Source organism: Ottowia beijingensis, assembly GCF_042680925.1.
Classification (GTDB): Bacteria; Pseudomonadota; Gammaproteobacteria; order Burkholderiales; family Burkholderiaceae_C; genus Ottowia; species Ottowia beijingensis.
The window spans coordinates 146,631-163,556 of record NZ_JBHUEP010000009.1; the positions used below are offsets into that span (position 1 = coordinate 146,631).

Here is a 16,926-nt window from a genome sequence, read left to right on the forward strand (position 1 = left end):
ACCAGCCTTTCTTGTTTCTGGCGGCGAACGGCCGCCGCCGGCTGCTAGCATCCAACCCCACTTTTCAACTCCGACAGGAAGGATGCCCATGTTCAGCCACGTGATGATCGGCACCAACGATCTCGAGAAATCCAGGCTTTTCTACGATGCCGTGCTGGCCGTTACCGGCGCCAAGCCCGGCGTGGTGGACCGCCACCGCGTGTTCTGGCGTGCCAACGGCGGCACGTTCAGCGTGAGCCAGCCCATCGACGGCCAGCCCGCCACCTGCAGCAACGGCACGACCATCGGCTTCAACCTGGCCAGCCCGGAGCAGGTGGACCAGTTCCACGCCACGGCCATCGCGCACGGCGCCGTGCCGGTGGAAGACCCACCCGGCTGGCGCGGCGGCCCCGCCGGCCTGTACCTGTGCTACTTCCGCGACCCGGATGGCCACAAGATCTGCGGCCTGCACCGTCCGCCCAAGGCCTGAGCCCCGGCAACGCATCAGCACCACGCTGGCGCCCGCTATGCTCGGTGCCCATGAGCACGCCCACCTTTCTCTGGCACGACTACGAAACCTTCGGCGCCAACCCGCGGCGCGACCGGCCGGCGCAGTTCGCCGCCATCCGCACCGATGCCGAGCTGAACGAGATCGGCGAGCCGCTGATGCTGTACTGCCAGCCGGCGACCGACGTGCTGCCCGAGCCCGAAAGCTGCCTGATCACCGGCATCACGCCGCAGGAGTGCGCGGCCAAGGGCGTGCCCGAGCATGAATTCGCCCGCCGCATCAACGATGCGCTGGGCGAGGGCGGAACCATCGGCGTCGGCTACAACTCGATCCGCTTCGACGACGAGGTCACCCGCTTCATGCTGTGGCGCAACCTGCGCGACCCCTATGCGCGCGAGTGGCAGAACGGCTGCGGGCGCTGGGATCTGCTGGACGTGGTGCGCACCGCGCACGCGTTGCGGCCCGAGGGCATCGAGTGGCCGGTGGGCGAGGACGGCCACACCACCTTCCGGCTCGAGAAGCTGAGCGCCGCCAACGGCCTGGCGCACGAATCGGCGCACGATGCGCTGTCCGATGTGCGCGCCACCATCGCGCTGGCGCGGCTGCTGCGCCAGCGCCAGCCCAAGCTGTTCGACTTCTGCCTGTCGCTGCATAAAAAAGAGCGCGTGGCGCAGGAGCTGCGCCTGCCCACCACGCTGCAGGATGCACGGCCCTTCCTGCACGTCAGCGGCATGTTCGGTGCCGCGCGCGGCTGCATCGCCGTGATGGCGCCGCTGGCCATGCACCCCACCAACAAGAACGAGCTGCTGGCCTGGGACCTGGCCGCCGACCCGGCCGAGCTGGCCGACCTGAAGCCCGAGGCCATCCGCGAGCGCCTGTTCACCCCCACGGCCGAGCTGCCCGAGGGCGTGTCGCGCCTGGCCATCAAGGGCGTGCACCTGAACAAGTCGCCCATGGTCATCGGCCACCTGAAGACGCTGACCGACGCGCAGGCCGCGCGCCACGGCGTCGACCTGGCGCTGGCCGAGCGCCACTTCGAGCGCCTGCGCGCGCTTCCCGACCTGAGCGCGCTGTGGCCCGCCGTCTATGCACGCCCCGCCGGTGGCGAAGCGCTCGACGTGGACGAGGATCTGTACGGCGGCTTCGTCGGCAACGCCGACCGCCGCCGCCTGAACGACCTGCTGCGCCTGTCGCCGTCCGAGCTGGCGCTGGCCCGCACCGGCTTCGACGACGCGCGCCTGACCGAGCTGGTGTGGCGCTACCGCGCGCGCAACTTCCCCGACACGCTGAGCGACGCCGAGCAGGCGCGCTGGGCCGAGCACCGCGCGGCGCGGCTGATGGAAGGCGAGGGCGGCGCGCTCACGCTGCAGGGCTTTTTCGACCGCATCGATGGGCTGGCCGAAGGCGTCGAGGACGACGAGCGCGCGCAAGGCGTGCTGGAGGCGCTGTACGAGTGGGGCGAGCACATCGCCCCCGAGCACTGAGGGCGGCGTATCGCGGATGCTGTTGCGGGGCAGCCGTGGTCGTGAGGTTTCGAAAGGAGGGGGGACCTTCCGAATATTTTTGTGTATGAAATCAGGCTCTGGCGCCCATCAATCAGGCGCGAGCAGCTCTTGTATTGATACTGAAGTTCCGCACCAAATCGTTATCGCCATGATTCACGGCCAACGACTCCGCCAACATCACCACCGCGCCCACCACAGTCGCAGCCGCATGCCGATCTCGCTGGTGTAGCCCACGCTGGTGGCGCGGATGCGGCCGTCGCTGCCGATGGCCACGAAGGCCGGCACGGCGCGAAAGCCGTAGCTTGCCGCGACCGAGCCATCCGGGTCGATCACCGTGGCCCATTCCAGCGAGCGCTGCCCCAGCACGCGCCGCACCGCCGCCACGTCGCCCGACTGCATGGCCACCGTCAGCACCGGCCAGTCGCGCGACACGCGGCTCACGCTATGCTCTTCCAGCTTGCAGATGGGGCACCACTCGGCCCAGAAGTGCAGCGCCACCTGCTGGCTGGGGTGAGCGGCGCGCCACTGCGCCAGGCTCAGCACCGCGCCGTCCTGCGCGCTCACGGCCAGCGCGCTGAAATCCGGCGCCGGCCCGCCGGGCACGTTCCGCGTCTGCCAGAAGTGCGCGGCCAGCAGCGCCACCAGCACCATGGCCAGCGTGGCCAGGTGCGAGCGCCAGCGCACGCGATGCATCCAGTGTTTCCTTGTGCTCGTGACTTCAGACATGCGCCGACTGTAGTTCAGCGCGCCAGCACAGCGCGCAGCCGCGGCCACAGCAGGTTCAGCGCCAGCCCGCCCAGCACCAGCAGCGCGGCGCCGATCTTCCAGCCCGGCATGGGCTCGCGCAGCCACAGCGCCGATGCGCCCATGCCGAACACCGGCACCAGCAGCGCCAGCGGCGTGACGCTGGCCGCCGGGTAGCGCGCCAGCAGCCAGGCCCAGGCGCCGTAGCCGAACAGCGTGTTGCCCACCGACTGCCACAGCACGGCCACCCAGGTGCCCCAGGTGGCCGACAGCAGCCCGGCGTGGATGGCGGGCCAGCCCTCCAGCAGCAGCGACAGCGCCACCAGCGGCGGCACGGCGAACAGGCTGCTCCACACCATGTAGCCCAGCGCGTCCACGCGGCCCGCGGCGCGGCTGACGATGTTGCCGCAGGCCCAGGCCAGGGCGGCCAGCAGCATCAGCACCAGCCCCAGCGGCGTGACGGACGCGCCCTCGGTCACGGCGTGCCAGCCGATCAGCACCATGCCCGCCACCGACAGGGCCATGGCCAGAACCTGGAACACGCGCACCCGCTCGCCCGCCAGCAGCATGGCCAGGCCGATGGTGAAGAACACCTGCACCTGCACCACCAGCGAGGCCAGGCCGGGCGAGACGAAGCGCGTCATGGCGATGAACATCAGCCCGAACTGCGCCACGCCGATCAGCAGCCCGTAGGCCGCCACGTTGCGCCAGCTGGCCGCCGGCCGGCCGATGAACAGCAGCGCCGGAAACGCCGCCAGCGCAAAGCGCAGCGCCGCCAGCGCCAGCGGCGGCAGGTGCGCCAGCGCGTACTTGATGACCACGAAGTTGGTGCCCCACACCGCCACCACCGCCAGGCCCAGCAGCAGGTGGCGCATCGGCAGCGTGGCGGATGCCGGGGCGGGCAGGGGGGTGGTCATGGTGTCGGGGTGGATGGGTGAAATCGGGCTTCAGGCGCCCGGATACAAGCGTCGAAAGCTATCAATACGATAGTATCAGGCGGGCTGGTCGCCCAGCACCGGCAGGCCGGGCGCCAGTTCGCGCACGCGTTCGTCCACGTAGTAGCCGCCGGCCTCGGTGTAGCGCAGCAGCAAGCGCTGGCAGTCGGCGCAGCGGAACAGCGTGCAGCGGTTGTAGGGGTAGAAGTGCGGCGCCACCGGCGCGTCGGCCGATTCGTAGCGCGTGCCCTGCGGGTGCAGTTCCTCGAAGCTCGGCTCGTACACGTCCGCATCGCGCAGCGTGCCCACGGCCTGCATGCGCGCGGCGGGCCAGCGCTCGGGCGGCAGGCTGCGCCAGCCGGCGCAGGCGCCCACGCTGCAAGCGCAGTGCGGCGCGGCGGGCGCCTGGGCCTGCAGGGCGCGCAGTTCGTCGGGGGGCAGCGGGTGGTTCATGCCTGCATTGTGGGGCCGCGCTACAGTCGGTTCCGCCATGTGGTTCCTCGCCCGCCGCATCCTGCGCGACCTGCGCCACGCCGGCTTTGCCGACGACGAGGCGCAGGCGGTGCGCCAGACGCCCGCCATGTGGGCGCAGCTGGCCGACTTCCATCGCCAGGGCGGCTGCATCGAGCGGGTCGAGGCCGCCTTCAGCGCCGCCACCGGCCAGCCGGGGCTGATCCGCTTCTTCCACCCGCCCGCGCCAGCGGTGTGCACCCACGCCACGTTTGGGTCGCTGGCGCACGAGCTGGGCCACGCGCTGCTGTTTCCGCCGCAGTGGCAGCCTGCCGCCAGCTTTGCCGACGCGCAGGCCTACGCCCGCTCGCGCGAGCTGGGTGAGGCCCACGCCTGGTTCAACCAGTACCGCCTGTGCCGCGCCAAGGTGGGCGGTGCGCCCGAATCCAGCCAGGTACAGTGGATCGAGAACGACGAGGACTTCGGCACGCGCCCGGTGGACCTGTTCGCCCGCATCGCCGAGCGCGAGGCCGCCGGCTGGCACGAGGCGCGGATCCTGGACGAGCTGGCCGTGCTCAACGCCAACATGTTCCCCAGCGGCATGGGCGAGGGCAACTTCAAGACCTACGGCCAGTGCAACCGCTGGGAGTGGCTGCAGGCCACGCAGCCGCCCGGTTCGCCGTTTCGCCGCTTCATCGCCCAGCTGCCGCGCGCACCGAATGCCGACGACCAGAAGCTGCTGATGAAGTTCAACCTGTTCACGCCCGTCGCAGCGCTGCCCGCCAGCGGCGCCGACCCGCTGGCCCCTCTGGCCGCGGCGCTGGGCGGCGTGGCCACGCGCGGCGATCTGCCGGCGCTGTACGCATTGGCGTGCGACACGGTGCCGGGCGCACGGCCCGGCGTGGCCTGGGCCTGCGCGCGCGCCGGTGGCGCGGCGCCGCCTGCCCAGGCCTGACTGCGAGCCCACGATCGGGTCGTGGTGAATCGTGATCATCGCGCTGGCAAGCAGGCCAAGAAGCGGTGCTCTGATGCCGGCTGAAGAAAGCCCGCACCCCGCTCCGTAGAATCCGCCGGGCCTGCCCGCCCCCCTGCATGTCTTCCACCCATCCCCCGACCCTGCCTGCCCCCGCCGACGAGCGCGATGCCGACGCGGCGCGTGTGCCCGATTCGGTCGAGGTCGACGCCGCGCTGGTGGACAACGTGCTGGCCACGCTGCGCGGGCTGCAATGGCCCTCGCTCATCACGGCGGTGGTGTTCTCGGCCCTGCTGTGGCGCCAGCGCGGCGGCCCGTGGCCGCTGATCTGGGGCGCCATCGCCATGGCGGCCGAACTGGCGTGGATGGCGCTGCTGCGCTTTCATGCACGGCAGGTGATGCAGGGCAGCGCGGCCGAGCGCGCGCACTTCGGGCGCCGCCTGCGCTGGCCGTGGGCCCTCTACGGCGCGCTGTGGGGCTGCTCGGTGCTGATCTTTGCCGGCAGCCAGGGCGCCTCGGCGGCGCTGATGGTCAGCTGGTTGATCCTGGTCTGCATCGGCGCGCTCTCCATCGCCGCGCTGGCGCCGCACCGGCCCAGCCTGATGGCCTACATCAACAGCTTTGCCGGGGCGCTGGTGGTGTCTTACGCGGTGGTGCTGGCCCTGCTGCCCCAGGTGGCGTGGATCAACGGCCTCATGCTGGTGCTGCTGCTGGTCTACTGGTTCGCGCTGGTGCACATCGGGCGCACGCAGCACGAGGTGTTCCTGCGCGCCATGACGCTGCAGCACCGCAACGCGCTGCTGATCGATTCGCTGCAGGCGCGCAGTGCCGACCTGGAGCAGGCGCTGGACGCGCGGCGGCGCTTTCTGGCCGTGGCCACGCACGACATCCGCCAGCCGGTGCACGCACTGCGGCTGTACGCCGACATGCTGCAGCAGGACCCGGACCAGGTGGACGACCTGGCGCCGCGCATCGTCAAGTCCAGCGCCGCCGTCAACAGCCTGTTCGACAACCTTTTCGACCTGGCGCTGCTGGACTGGGGCCGCCTGCACCCGGTGCCGCAGCCGGTGTGCCTGCACGAACTGCTGACCGACATGGAGGTGCAGGCCCGCCCCGCCATGCACGACAAGGGGCTGCGGCTGCGCCTGCGGACCAGCCGCGCGCTGCAGTGTGCCAGGGTGACGACGGACCGCGTGATGATGCAGCGCATCCTGGGCAACCTGGTGGCCAATGCCATCCGCTACACCGATCAGGGCGGCGTGCTGCTGGCGCTGCGCGGCACGCTGTCGGCGCCGCGGCTGGAGGTGTGGGACACCGGCGCCGGCATCGCGCCGCACGAGCAGGCGCAGGTGTTCCAGGAATTCTTCAAATCCGGCCAGCACACGGGCACGCAGGACGGCTTCGGCCTCGGCCTGACCGTGGTGCAGCAGCTGGCGCGGCAGACCGGCTGCAGCGTCAGCGTGCGCTCGCAGCTCGGCCGCGGATCGGTGTTCCGCATCGCGCTGCCGCCGGCCAGCGTGCACAGCGGCTGCGCGCCCGGCTGACGCAGCGCTGCCATCCAACCGGCGCAGGTCGGCGTCAGCACGCCGCGGAAAGCTTCTAAAAAAATAGCAATCGACGCCGGTGCGCCACCGCCCCGGCGCCCACGCCCACGCCCGCTGTCAGGCCTGACCGACAGCCGCAGCGGGCCTTCGGCGACAGCCGGCGCGTGCTGCACGCTGCACAGTGGTCCCATGCCGGCTCATCGGCGCCAACTGCAAAGCCAGCGCCCCGCGAGCCGATCCGACGAAACCACCGAGACAAGGAGCCGACATGGCCAACGACCTGAAGAACACCCAACCGCCCGAGGAACCGCCCACCGCCGCACCGGCCGGCATCCCCTCGCAAGACCCGCGCCTGAAGGCGCAGGAGCCGCTGACGCCCGCAGAGCGGGCGTTCGAAGCCAACAGCGTCGTCATGGGCGGTGGCATGGCCGCGGGCGCCGCGGCGGGCGCGGCCATCGGTACCGCCGTGGCGGGCCCGGTCGGCATCGTCGTGGGCGGCACCATCGGTGCCATCGCCGGTGCACTGGGTGGTTACGCCGCCGTTAGCGCCGGCGACCCGAATTACGACTATTGGCGCGACAACCACATCGGCCAGCCCGGCTATGTGGAAGGCTACAGCTACGAGGACGACTACGCCCCCGCCTACCGCCTGGGTTATCAGGGCCGTGGCCGCTACGCCGACCGCCCTTGGGAGCAGGCCGAGGCCGAGCTGCGCAACGACTGGGAATCGCTCAAGGGCCAATCCCGCCTGACCTGGGAGCAGGCCCGCCTGGCCAGCCAGGCCGCGTGGCACCGCGTGGAACGCGCGCTGCCCGGCGATGCCGACGGCGACGGCCGCTGAGCGCAGACCACCAGCCCGCATCACGCGGGCTTTTTCATGCCGCGCGCCACGGCAGCGCGACAATAGCCGGGTGCGGCCGGTTGGCCGCTGGTTTTTTCGCGCATCATCCTGACCATGCAGTTGCCGTTCATCCCCTTGCCTCGCGCCCGCGCCCTCACCGCCGTCATCGCCGGCCTTGGCTGCGCCGCGCCGGCGCTGGCCACGCTCGATGTCGAGGCCATGGCGCCGCAGGAGGCCTTCGCGGCGTCCGGCCCCGCGCTGCACCTCGCCCAGACCAGCACCCCGCCCGCTCCCGGCGTGGCCGCCGCCGGCGAAACCGCGCCCGGCACCCCCCCCGCCGGCGCGGCGCGCACAGCAGCCCTGGGCCTACGACAACCTGCCGCAGCCGCACCGCCCCGAGCAGCCCGACGACGAGCGCGTGCACTTTCTCGTCGGCGTGGCGGCCAACACCAGCCCCAACTTCTTCGGCGGCAAAAGCCAGGACTTCAAGCTCAAGCCCGTGGGTGCGCTGCAATGGGGCCGCTGGCGCCTCAGCACCGGCGGCGGCTACGGCCTGATGGGGCAGGGCCGGCGCGACCGCGGCAGCGGCGCCCAGGCCGTGCTGCGCGAAACCGACGACTTCAACCTCAGCCTGTCGCTCAACATCGACCGCGGCCGCGACGTGGCCGACACCGAGCGCCTGAAGGGCGTGCCCGACGTGCGCGCCACGCTGCGTGCCCGCGTGCGCGCGCGCTACAACCTCACTGACCGCTGGACGGCCAGCCTGGCCGCCTCGCAGGACATCCTGAACCGCGGCCGCGGCATGGAGCTGGACGGCTGGCTGGGCTACCGCTGGCCCATCAGCGAGACCACGCGCATGGACTTCGGCCTTGGCGCCTCGTGGGGCAACAGCCAGTACATGCGCAGCCAGTTCGGCATTCCGCAGGCGTCCACCACGGCCTCGGGCTACCCCGCCTTCAAGCCGCGCGCCGGGCTGTACCAGACGGAGATCGGCGTCGACGTGGCGCATGCGCTGTCGCGCGCCTGGGTGGTGTTCGGCGGCCTGCGCTATTCGCAGCTGCACGGCGATGCCCGGCGCAGCCCGCTCACGGTGCGCAGCAGCGGCGTGTCGGCCACCGTGGGCATCGCGTGGCGCAACTGAAGCGGCACGATCCGTCCTGTTGTTGCTATCAATAGGGGAGCTATCTGAGCAGTTGGGGCGGGCGCTGAAGCCCGATTTGGCTTTATATTGACTCGAAAGAAAGCAAGTTGAAAAACCTTTGAACGCAGAAATCGCCAAGCCAGCGCAGAAGACGCAGAAGCATCATCTGCCGCTCATCAAGGAAGATGGCCCCATCACTTGCAAAAGCTCGCGCAAGGTTTTCAAGCTTGTTCTGCGGCTTTTGCGAAATCTCGGCGTTCTCTGCGTTCAAAAAAATTCAGCGCATCTTCAAGTCGATAGCTTCCCCATCAACCACGGTCGCACGGCCCCGCAGCCTCAGTACTGCGTATCCACCTCTTCGGCCGGCACGCTGGCGCGCGCCTCCTGCTCGGCCTCGTCCAGCAGCACGCGTGCCACGGCGTCGGCGGCATCGGTCACCACCACGCCCACGCCCACGCGCGGCACAAAGCGCCGCGGCCCCCGGTCGGTGCCCAGCAGGTCGATCGACTCGCCCACGTAGGCGCGCAGCCGGTTCAGCGCCGCCGCAAAGGCCTGCCGGTCGGCATCCAGCGTGATCACCACGATGAAGCAGCGCGGGTGGTAGATGCCCACCAGGCAGCGAAAGCCCGCCGCGCGGCGGATGCGCGCCGCCATCGCCACCAGGATCTGGTATTCGCTGCTGCGATCATCGCCTTCCAGCGGCTCGTACAGATTGTCCAGGTACAGCGCCACCACACCCACCTGCGCCTGCCGGCGCTTGGCTGTCCACAGCGCGTCTTCCACCCGGGTCAGCAGGTGCGAGCCGGTGGGCAGTTGCGTGGCCGGTTCCATGCCCGGCTGGATGCGCGACAGCCGTGCCAGGCGCCGCTGCTCGCGGTTGCGCACGCCCACCAGGTCGGAGGTGAGGATGAAGAAGCCCAGCGTCAGCACCACCGTGACCAGCACCGTGCCGGTGCCCAGCCAGGGCCATGCCACGCCCTGCATGGCCAGGCCGTGCAGGTACAGCCCGTGCAGGTACAGCCCCGTCGTCATGGCGCCCAGCACCGCCGTGGCCAGGGCCATCCAGCGCGCCAGCCGATCACCCAGCATGGCGGCCCGGGCGGAGGCCGCAAAGCCGGGCAGCACCGCCAGCACGTTGCACACCGCCGTCGCCATGAACACGCTGCGAAAGCGCTCCGGCGGCGCCAGCAGGGCCGCCAGCGCCAGGCCCAGCGCCAGCACGCCCATCACGGCCGCGCTCCAGTTGGTGATGCGGTTCATCACCGCGTCCTCGCGCAGGCCGCCCATCCACTGGCCCAGGTAGTACAGCGTGACGGAGGCCGCCAGCGGCCCCAGACTGGCCTTGAACATGCGCAGCACCCGCCCGTCCAGCCGCGGCCACAGCGTCTCGGGCAGGCCGACGATCAGGATCACCGCCGTGCCCATCAGCGCCACGAATACGAGATTGCGCAAGGCCGGCCGGTGGCGCCCCTCGGCCAGCCATTAGGCCAGCGCCAGCCCCGCCAGCGTCAGCAGGCCGCCCGCCAGCACGCCCCAGATGGCCACTTCTTGCATCGTCATCGGCATGGGTTCGGATTCTGACTGCTGAACGACGCGGTGGCGCAACGGATCGGGTGCGCGCACGACCACGCGGCGTTGGTGGCATGGTCCGGCGTCAGCGAACAATTTCAATGAAATGTGGCTGCAGGCCGCATCCACCAAGCGCGACCAGCTATTTTTAGTATAGTAAATAACCGGCGTGCAGCGGCTTGACCGGCGTCGGCCCTGGCATGCACATGCCCGCCGCCGTCAGGCCGAGATGTTCTTCTCCGTCGCCACCTTGTTCCAGCGCTCGTACTCCTGCGCCAGGCGCGTCTTCATCTGCGCGGGCGGCTGGTGCGCCGCCAGGGCGCCGATCTTCTGCATGCGCTCTTTCGTGTCGGCCTCGGCCAGGATGGCCTTCAGCTCCTGATCGAGCCGCGCCACCACCGGCGCCGGCGTGCCGTTGGGCACCACGATGCCGCTCCACGAACTGGAGTTGAAGCCCGCAAAGCCCTGTTCCGAGATCGCCTGCACCTTGGGCAGAAACACCTTGGCATCGGGCGAGCCCAGGGCGATGGCCTTGATCTTGCCGCTCTCGATGTGCGGCATGGCGGCGATCAGGTCGGCGTACATCACCGGCACCTGGCCGCCCAGCAGGTCCGTCATGGCCGGCGCGCTGCCCTTGTAGGGGATGTGCTGCATGGGGAACTTGCCAAGGTCCTTCAGCAGCTCCATCGACAGGTGGCCCATGCTGCCCGTGCCGGGGCTGTTGTAGTTCAGCTCCTTCGCCTTGGTGGCGGCGATCAGCTGCTGCAGGTTGTCCACGCCGGGCAGCGCCTGCGGGTTGACCACGATCACGTAGGGCAGGTCGTACACGGTGGCCACACAGGTGAAGTCCTTGCGCGAGTCGTACAGGTTGTTGCGGTAGACGATGGGCGCCAGCAGCGCCGGCATGCCGAACATCGAGATGCTGTAGCCATCGGCCGGCATCTTGATGAACGCCGCCGTGCCGATGGAGCCCGAGGCGCCCGGCCGGTTGTCCACGATCACCTGCTGGCCCAGCCGCGTGGACAGCTTCTGCGCGATCAGCCGCGCCGCCGTGTCCGTCGGCCCGCCGGCCGGGAAGGCGACGATCATGCGGATCACCTTGCTGGGCCAGGCCGCATCGCCCTGCGCATGGGCCTTGAGCGCGGGCAGCGACAGTGCCAGCGCGCCGGCCGCGCCCTGGCGGATCACGTCGCGGCGGCGGGGAAGGGTGGGGTGGGTCATGGGTGTCTCCTGGGGGTGTGAACAGGCCGCCACGCGGACGGCGCTGGCCGGTTTGTACAGCACGGCGGGTTGCGCGAGTACGACGTGGAGCAAGAACCCATCACGACGCGGCACACCGCCGCACCGCGCCGGTCGTGCCCGCCTCAGCCCTTCACCTGCCGCGCCACATCCTTCAGCGCGCTCTGCAGCAGCTCTTCCAGCGTCGGGTGGTAGTAGGGCAGCTCCAGCAGCTGCTGGGCGGTTTCGCCGCGCTGGATGGCCCAGGCCAGCAGGTGGCTCAGGTGCTCGCCGTGGCTGGTGATCAGGCTGGCGCCCAGCAGGCGGCCCGACCGGGCGTCGGCGTACACGCGGATCAGGTCATCCGGCGCGCCCAGCACCTGCGCGCGGCCGTTGGCCGAGCCCTTGGCCGTGCCGATCACCGTGCTGCCGGCATCCAGCTGGTCGTGCGCCATGCCCACGGCGCCGATGTCCGGGTCGCTGAACACGATGGCCAGCGGCACGCGGCGCTGCGGCTGCTCGATGGCGCGGCCGTCGACGATGTGCGCCGCCAGCCGGGCGCTGAACAGGCCTTCGTCCACCGCCTCGTGCATCAGCGGGCGCACGCCGTTCACGTCGCCGGCAAAAACCACCGGCGCATCGCCGGCGCGCAGGCCGTCGTCGCTCAGCTGGGGGCGGCCCTTGTCGTCCAGCGGCACGCCGGCGGCGGCCAGATCCAGCCCGTCCAGGTTGGGGCTGCGGCCCAGCGCGGCCAGCACCATGTCGACGGTTTCCGATCGGCCATCGCCCGCGCTCACGGTGATGCGCTTGTCATCCGCCTTGGCCTGCATCGGCTGGCCCAGCCACATCGTCAGCTCGGGCGCAAAGCGGGCAATGGCGGCCTGGCCCACCTCGGGGTCGGTGATGCCGGCGGGCAGCGCCTTCATGTCGCCCGCCACCACGCGCACGCCCAGGCGCGACAGCGCGAGCCCCATCTCCAGCCCGATGGCGCCCAGGCCCAGCATGCCGACGCTGGCGGGCAGCTCGTCCAGGTCGAACAGCGTGTCGGTGGTCAGCACGCGTTCGCCCAGCGCCTTCAGGAAGCCTGGCACCACCGGGCCCGAGCCCGTGGCTACGATCACCGCCTTGGCCTCCACGCGGCGGCCGTCCACGTCCAGCGTGCTGGGGCCGACAAAGCGCGCGCGGCCCATCAGCAGATCGTCGCCCGCGGCCGACTGCGTGCGCTTGGCCGTGTTGCCCGCCAGCATGTCGCGCGTGGCGCGGGCGTGGCGCCACAGGTCGATGGGGCGCTGGGCGCCGGCTGGTGGCTCGGCCCCGTTCAAAGCGTGCGCAGCGTGGCCCACTGCGCGCCCGCGTGCAGCACCGCCTTCGACGGCATGCAGCCCACCCGCGCGCAGGTGGTGCCCAGCGGGCCGTGGTTGATCAGCACGCGCGACAGGCCCAGCTTGCCCAGCTCGGCAAAGGCGCCAATGCCGGCGGTGCCGGCGCCAATGATGGCCACGTCGGTCTGGATGGGGGCGGTCATGGGTATCTCCTTTTCGTATATGCGCAAATCAGCAAACACTGATTAATGCATCGTAGCGGATGTGGTGGGCGTGTGCGCGGCAGCCTGGAACCCAGCCTGGCCTGTGCCGACCAATGGCCGGATCGCCTGGTGTGGTCGCCGCGCCATGTCGCAGGGAGTGGTGAATTCCAGGATACTCCCCATATACCAGTCTTATAGCGCTTATCTATAAAGCGCTGTAGGTGGATACTCCCATGATTCTGAATCGCTGCCTGGCGACAAACTCATCAGGGCGAGGCGCTTGGGTGCTGCGTGCCAGGCATCGTGCGCTGGTGCATGGTTCGGGCGGTGCTGATGGCCGGACTGGCTGCCAGCGGTCGAAAGCGTCAGGCGCTCCAGATCGTCATGGCCACAAAAAGCATCAGGGCCAGGGCATAGAACAGCATGTAGCCCCAGTATCTGCGGGGCGCTTCGCCGCGGTCCACCAGGCCATACCGTTTGCCGGGCGGGCGCCGTCGTGTCATGACTTGCCCGCTCGTCCAACCCTTGTAGAGCAGCACGGCCACATAGACGGCGAGCGCGAGGTAAAGAATGCGGTTGAAGGAATTCATGGTGCAGCGGTCCGGCCCTGGCCGGCAGCGCATGAGGGGTCACGCATGGTAACGATCCTGATCAACGCGCGCCGCGTGCTGCGATCACATGCACCTGTCATGCCGCCGCCAGCTGGCGACGAAGCACCGGTGCCTCATGGTTGTTGTCTTTGTCGAGGCCGGTTCGTAAAGATGGCTCCGTGCCCATTGAGCAGACCGATGGAATCAGGTACGTTACCGATCGCTTCACATGGGGGACGCCGATGCCTGCTCGAACTGTTCGCCTGATCGCCACCGCCGCTGCCGCGCTGGCCTGCAGCGCCCATGCTGCCATCGTCACGCCGGCTGACCCGGCAGGCTGGGGCAACGCCGCATCGGGCGGGGGAAGCACCGCCATCACCGGCACCTTGCCACGCAGCGGCAACGGTTCGGCCGAAATCACCCTGCCCACGGTTGCGGCGCAGGCCATGTGGTGGTACGGGCTGGAAACGCCGGTGCCGCTGTCGAGCTTTGCCAGCGCGAGCTACGAGTTCTACCGGGACGGCGCAGCACCAACCCCGGCATCCAGGCGCCGGCCTACGCGCTGTGGCTCGATCTGGACTGTGACGCGAACACCGGCGCCGATCAGACCTATCTGATCTACGAGCCCGGCTACCAAACCCCCGCGCCCACGCCCGTGCCCACCGACCAGTGGGTGCCCCAGACCATCACGCCCACGTCCATCGTCTGGCAAAACGACATCGGCGCGGTGGCCCCCTTCATGCCGCTGTCGGCGTACATCGACGGCTCTGCCGGCACGGTCAGCGGGGCCTGCATCGTCGGTGTGCTGGCCTTCGCAGGCACCGGCTGGGACGGCAGCTTCCACGGCGCCGTCGACAACGTCATGCTGAGTGCCGGCGGCCAGAGCCTTGCCGCCAACTTCGAAGTCAGCGCGCCACCGCCCCCGCCGCCCGCGCCCGCTTCCGTGCCCACGCTGGGCGAATGGAGCCTGCTGCTGACCGGCCTGCTGCTGGCGGCCCTGGGCAGTCGCCAGGCCGCCGGTCGAAGCCGCACGCGCAACGGCGGCTGACGACAACCCTGGCCGCTACGCCTGCCACACCCCCATGCCGGCCGAGCGCAGGTCGATGCCGACTTCGATCTCGCGCGCCACGGCCTCGTCGTGCGTTATCGGGTTGAAGCCTTCGTACAGATCGGGCAACAGGCGCAGGCCGTACTTCAAAACGTAGGCGTTGGCCTGAATGCCCGCCTTGTGCTTGTCGAAGCGCACATCCGGGTCCAGCCCCGTCATGCCCACATACACGCAGGGCTTGCCGTCCACGTAGCCGGGGTTGCAGCGGCGAAAGCGCGGCTCCAGCAGCACGTCTTTCGACAGTTCGATGACGTAGACGTGGTAGTGCGCGCGCCGCCGTCGCGGGCGGGGCGGCGCCGCGCTCACAGCCAGGTCTGGCCCGGCGGCGGGCTGGTTTCGATGGTGAACTCGGGCGTGCCGCCCAGAACGAAGGCGCCCAGCACCAGACTCAGCAGCGACATGAACAGGCTGGCCCAGAACGCGGTCCAGAAGCCGTCCAGGTGAAAGCCGCGCACCAGTCTGGCCACCAGCATCAGCATCAGCGCGTTGATCACCAGCAGGAACAGCCCGAACGTCAGCAGCGTGAGCGGCAACGTCAGCACCACCAGCAGCGGCCGCACCACCGCATTGGCCAGCCCCAGCAGCAGCGCCGCCACCGCCAGCGCGCCGCCGCTGTCGAAGCGCATGCCCTTGAACACGTGCGCCGCCACCCAAAGGCCGAACGCGGTGATGGCCCAGTGCAGCAGGAAAGGGGTGAGATTGGCGAGCATGGGCGGATCGTACCCGCGCGCCCGGCGGGTGATGCGCCCCGACCGGCCGGCCCGGCGCGCTGAACCCGTGGCGCAGGGCCGCACGCTCTTGCCAGCGTACAGCGCCAGAAACAACACAGGCGGCACACCAGCCAAGGTGTCCGCCTGTGTCGTGCGCCAAGGCCGGGGCCTGCGCTCCTGCGCGCTGACGGGCCTTGCGGACCGCCGCTGCGATCAGTTGATCAGTAGCGACCGCCGCCGCCGCGATAACCGCCGCCGTTGCCGGAGCGATAGCCACCGCCACCGCCGCCACGCGGGCCGCTGTCGTCGCGCGGGCGTGCCAGGTTCACCACCAGCGCGCGGCCCGAGACCGACTGGCCGTTCAGCCCCTCGATGGCGGCCTGCGCCTGGGCGGGGCTGCTCATCTCGACAAAGCCGAAGCCCTTCGAGCGACCGGTGTCGCGGTCGGTCATCACGGTGGCCGAAACCACATCGCCGAAGGCCGAAAAATTTTGCTGCAGGTCGGCATCAGAAGCGGAATAGGGCAGATTGCCCACATAGATTTTTTGGCTCATGGATATTTCTCTCTTCAGGAAAATGGCGGCCCCGGCAATATCAAAACCCGGGCCACCGGGAAAAACGGGCGCCCAGCAGTGAGCGCGCAAGACGCCGTGGCGGCAGCGGCCGCGCGGGCGCCGGTCAAGGCTGCGTCAGGCCGCCGCCAGCGGTCGTGCGCCGCCCTGGTCGTCGAACCATTGCAGCTGCGTGACGGCCAGCAGGCGTGCCAGCACACGTGCCGCCGGCTGCAACTGGCGGCGCCGGCGCACCGGCGTCACTGCTTCAAGAAACAGAGCGCCCGGCACTTCGATCATGCGGGTCAGCATGGGTTTGCCCAGCGTGAGCTGGCGTCGTTCGGGGGCAGGCGAGGGGGTCGGCAGCGGCATCATGGCCGCGCCCATGGAGGGGGAAAAAGTGGAAACAGAAATCATGCAAATCCGCAGGCTTGCCGTGGGCATCCTGCGTGAGCCTGAAGGACAACCGCGCTGCTCAAGGCTCTTTCAAGACAGCGGGTGGCGCAGCCTGGCGGCGTGCTGCCAAGAATGCAGGCGACCCGTTGGGTGGCTGCCGTGCATATCGTTCAGAAAAAAGCCCGGAGGGATTTTCAAGCAACGACCGAAGCAGTGTAGTTGATATTTCCAGACCGTCGGACTTTTATTTTTGGGTGTTGTCCATGGGGGATTTTCGAGCGATTTTGAGGCGAGTCGTGGTCGATTTTCCGGCACTGCGCGGCCTTCAGGCGATCAATGGCCAAATCGTGCTCCCGCGCTTGTCCAGACGGCGCAAGCTGCTATCGAAAATATAGAGAAAGACCAGGCGCTGCGGGCGATCAGCCGTTGGCTTGCGGTGTCATGGCGGCCGCCCTCGTCATCGGCTGCGTGGTCTTGCAGCGCGGAAAGTTCTCGCAGCCCCAGAAGCGCTCGCCCGACTTGCGCGCGTCGCGCTCAAGCATCTTCACGCCGCAGCTCGGGCAGTTGGGGCGCCAATATTCACCCTCGAACGCCACCGCCAACAGCGCGGCCTGCTGCTCGGGCGTGAGGCGGGCGATC

23 protein-coding genes are annotated in these 16,926 nt (G+C 69.7%); 8 read left to right on the plus strand and 15 right to left on the minus strand.

Features of this window, described 5'->3' with window-relative positions; all coding sequences use genetic code 11:
• Positions 1–88: 88 nt before the first annotated feature.
• The gene (locus ACFSCU_RS14705; RefSeq protein WP_180549490.1) at positions 89–469 is read left to right on the plus strand and encodes a VOC family protein; all 381 of its coding nucleotides are present in this window, start codon (positions 89–91) and stop codon (positions 467–469) included.
• A gap of 50 nt (positions 470–519) precedes the next feature.
• Positions 520–1,971: an exodeoxyribonuclease I gene (gene sbcB, locus ACFSCU_RS14710; RefSeq protein ID WP_377561031.1), complete on the plus strand. Its 1,452-nt coding sequence runs from the start codon at positions 520–522 to the stop codon at positions 1,969–1,971.
• Between the two features lie 198 nt (positions 1,972–2,169).
• Here sbcB and ACFSCU_RS14715 read toward each other — a convergent pair whose 3' ends face one another.
• The 3 genes from ACFSCU_RS14715 to ACFSCU_RS14725 form a co-directional block, all read right to left on the minus strand.
• Positions 2,170–2,685, minus strand: a complete 516-nt coding sequence (locus ACFSCU_RS14715; RefSeq protein WP_257645582.1) for a redoxin family protein — start codon at positions 2,683–2,685, stop codon at positions 2,170–2,172.
• Between the two features lie 47 nt (positions 2,686–2,732).
• Positions 2,733–3,617 (minus strand): EamA family transporter, encoded by an 885-nt coding sequence (locus ACFSCU_RS14720; protein WP_257645955.1) that lies wholly within the window; start codon positions 3,615–3,617, stop codon positions 2,733–2,735.
• 111 nt (positions 3,618–3,728) lie between these two features.
• Positions 3,729–4,124, minus strand: coding sequence for a hypothetical protein (locus ACFSCU_RS14725; protein ID WP_377561032.1), 396 nt, complete (start codon positions 4,122–4,124; stop codon positions 3,729–3,731).
• A 37-nt stretch (positions 4,125–4,161) separates the two neighbouring features.
• On the opposite strand from ACFSCU_RS14725, the gene ACFSCU_RS14730 reads away from it, so the two are divergent.
• The 4 genes from ACFSCU_RS14730 to ACFSCU_RS14745 all read left to right on the plus strand — a co-directional run bounded on the left by ACFSCU_RS14730 (position 4,162) and on the right by ACFSCU_RS14745 (position 8,620).
• Entirely contained in the window at positions 4,162–5,076 is a 915-nt protein-coding gene (locus ACFSCU_RS14730; protein WP_180549487.1) for a hypothetical protein, read from the plus strand.
• 137 nt (positions 5,077–5,213) lie between these two features.
• Positions 5,214–6,638, plus strand: coding sequence for a sensor histidine kinase (locus ACFSCU_RS14735; RefSeq protein ID WP_180549486.1), 1,425 nt, complete (start codon positions 5,214–5,216; stop codon positions 6,636–6,638).
• Positions 6,639–6,906: 268 nt separating this feature from the next.
• The gene (locus ACFSCU_RS14740) at positions 6,907–7,479 is read left to right on the plus strand and encodes a hypothetical protein (protein WP_180549485.1); all 573 of its coding nucleotides are present in this window, start codon (positions 6,907–6,909) and stop codon (positions 7,477–7,479) included.
• Positions 7,480–7,897: 418 nt separating this feature from the next.
• On the plus strand, positions 7,898–8,620 hold the full coding sequence (locus tag ACFSCU_RS14745; protein ID WP_377561033.1) for a MipA/OmpV family protein: 723 nt from the start codon (positions 7,898–7,900) through the stop codon (positions 8,618–8,620).
• Between the two features lie 336 nt (positions 8,621–8,956).
• Here ACFSCU_RS14745 and ACFSCU_RS14750 read toward each other — a convergent pair whose 3' ends face one another.
• The 7 genes from ACFSCU_RS14750 to ACFSCU_RS14780 all read right to left on the minus strand — a co-directional run bounded on the left by ACFSCU_RS14750 (position 8,957) and on the right by ACFSCU_RS14780 (position 13,970).
• A complete protein-coding gene (locus ACFSCU_RS14750) occupies positions 8,957–10,072 on the minus strand; it encodes a hypothetical protein (protein ID WP_377561034.1) in 1,116 nt (371 codons plus the stop codon).
• Positions 10,073–10,102: 30 nt separating this feature from the next.
• Complete coding sequence (locus ACFSCU_RS14755) at positions 10,103–10,249, minus strand: hypothetical protein (protein ID WP_180549481.1); 147 nt, start codon at positions 10,247–10,249, stop codon at positions 10,103–10,105.
• A 159-nt stretch (positions 10,250–10,408) separates the two neighbouring features.
• Complete coding sequence (locus ACFSCU_RS14760) at positions 10,409–11,410, minus strand: Bug family tripartite tricarboxylate transporter substrate binding protein (RefSeq protein ID WP_180549480.1); 1,002 nt, start codon at positions 11,408–11,410, stop codon at positions 10,409–10,411.
• Positions 11,411–11,553: 143 nt separating this feature from the next.
• Positions 11,554–12,729, minus strand: coding sequence for an FAD-dependent oxidoreductase (locus ACFSCU_RS14765; RefSeq protein WP_377561035.1), 1,176 nt, complete (start codon positions 12,727–12,729; stop codon positions 11,554–11,556).
• Entirely contained in the window at positions 12,726–12,932 is a 207-nt protein-coding gene (locus ACFSCU_RS14770) for an FAD-dependent oxidoreductase (RefSeq protein WP_257645580.1), read from the minus strand. The genes ACFSCU_RS14765 and ACFSCU_RS14770 overlap by 4 nt, the downstream gene beginning before the upstream one ends.
• A gap of 365 nt (positions 12,933–13,297) precedes the next feature.
• On the minus strand, positions 13,298–13,522 hold the full coding sequence (locus ACFSCU_RS14775; RefSeq protein WP_333706266.1) for a DUF2542 family protein: 225 nt from the start codon (positions 13,520–13,522) through the stop codon (positions 13,298–13,300).
• A gap of 97 nt (positions 13,523–13,619) precedes the next feature.
• Entirely contained in the window at positions 13,620–13,970 is a 351-nt protein-coding gene (locus ACFSCU_RS14780; protein WP_377561036.1) for a hypothetical protein, read from the minus strand.
• A 3-nt stretch (positions 13,971–13,973) separates the two neighbouring features.
• Here ACFSCU_RS14780 and ACFSCU_RS14785 point away from each other — a divergent pair, with 3 nt between their 5' ends.
• Entirely contained in the window at positions 13,974–14,570 is a 597-nt protein-coding gene (locus tag ACFSCU_RS14785) for a hypothetical protein (protein ID WP_180549478.1), read from the plus strand.
• 15 nt (positions 14,571–14,585) lie between these two features.
• On the opposite strand, the gene ACFSCU_RS14790 is transcribed toward ACFSCU_RS14785, so the two are convergent.
• The 4 genes from ACFSCU_RS14790 to ACFSCU_RS14805 all read right to left on the minus strand — a co-directional run bounded on the left by ACFSCU_RS14790 (position 14,586) and on the right by ACFSCU_RS14805 (position 16,266).
• Complete coding sequence (locus ACFSCU_RS14790) at positions 14,586–14,936, minus strand: hypothetical protein (protein WP_308645748.1); 351 nt, start codon at positions 14,934–14,936, stop codon at positions 14,586–14,588.
• Positions 14,933–15,340 carry a phage holin family protein gene (locus tag ACFSCU_RS14795; RefSeq protein ID WP_180549477.1) on the minus strand — a complete coding sequence of 136 codons (408 nt, stop codon included), beginning with the start codon at positions 15,338–15,340 and terminating at the stop codon, positions 14,933–14,935. Before ACFSCU_RS14795 ends, ACFSCU_RS14790 begins: the two co-directional genes overlap by 4 nt.
• Positions 15,341–15,561: 221 nt before the next feature.
• Positions 15,562–15,894 (minus strand): RNA recognition motif domain-containing protein, encoded by a 333-nt coding sequence (locus ACFSCU_RS14800; protein ID WP_377561037.1) that lies wholly within the window; start codon positions 15,892–15,894, stop codon positions 15,562–15,564.
• A 135-nt stretch (positions 15,895–16,029) separates the two neighbouring features.
• Entirely contained in the window at positions 16,030–16,266 is a 237-nt protein-coding gene (locus ACFSCU_RS14805; RefSeq protein ID WP_377561038.1) for a hypothetical protein, read from the minus strand.
• A 74-nt stretch (positions 16,267–16,340) separates the two neighbouring features.
• Between ACFSCU_RS14805 and ACFSCU_RS14810 the strand changes: the two genes are divergently transcribed.
• Positions 16,341–16,682, plus strand: coding sequence for a hypothetical protein (locus tag ACFSCU_RS14810; RefSeq protein WP_377561039.1), 342 nt, complete (start codon positions 16,341–16,343; stop codon positions 16,680–16,682).
• Between the two features lie 24 nt (positions 16,683–16,706).
• Here the strand turns inward: ACFSCU_RS14810 and ACFSCU_RS14815 are convergent, their stop codons facing one another.
• The gene (locus ACFSCU_RS14815) at positions 16,707–16,883 is read right to left on the minus strand and encodes a topoisomerase DNA-binding C4 zinc finger domain-containing protein (protein WP_308645906.1); all 177 of its coding nucleotides are present in this window, start codon (positions 16,881–16,883) and stop codon (positions 16,707–16,709) included.
• Positions 16,884–16,926 lie beyond the last annotated feature (43 nt).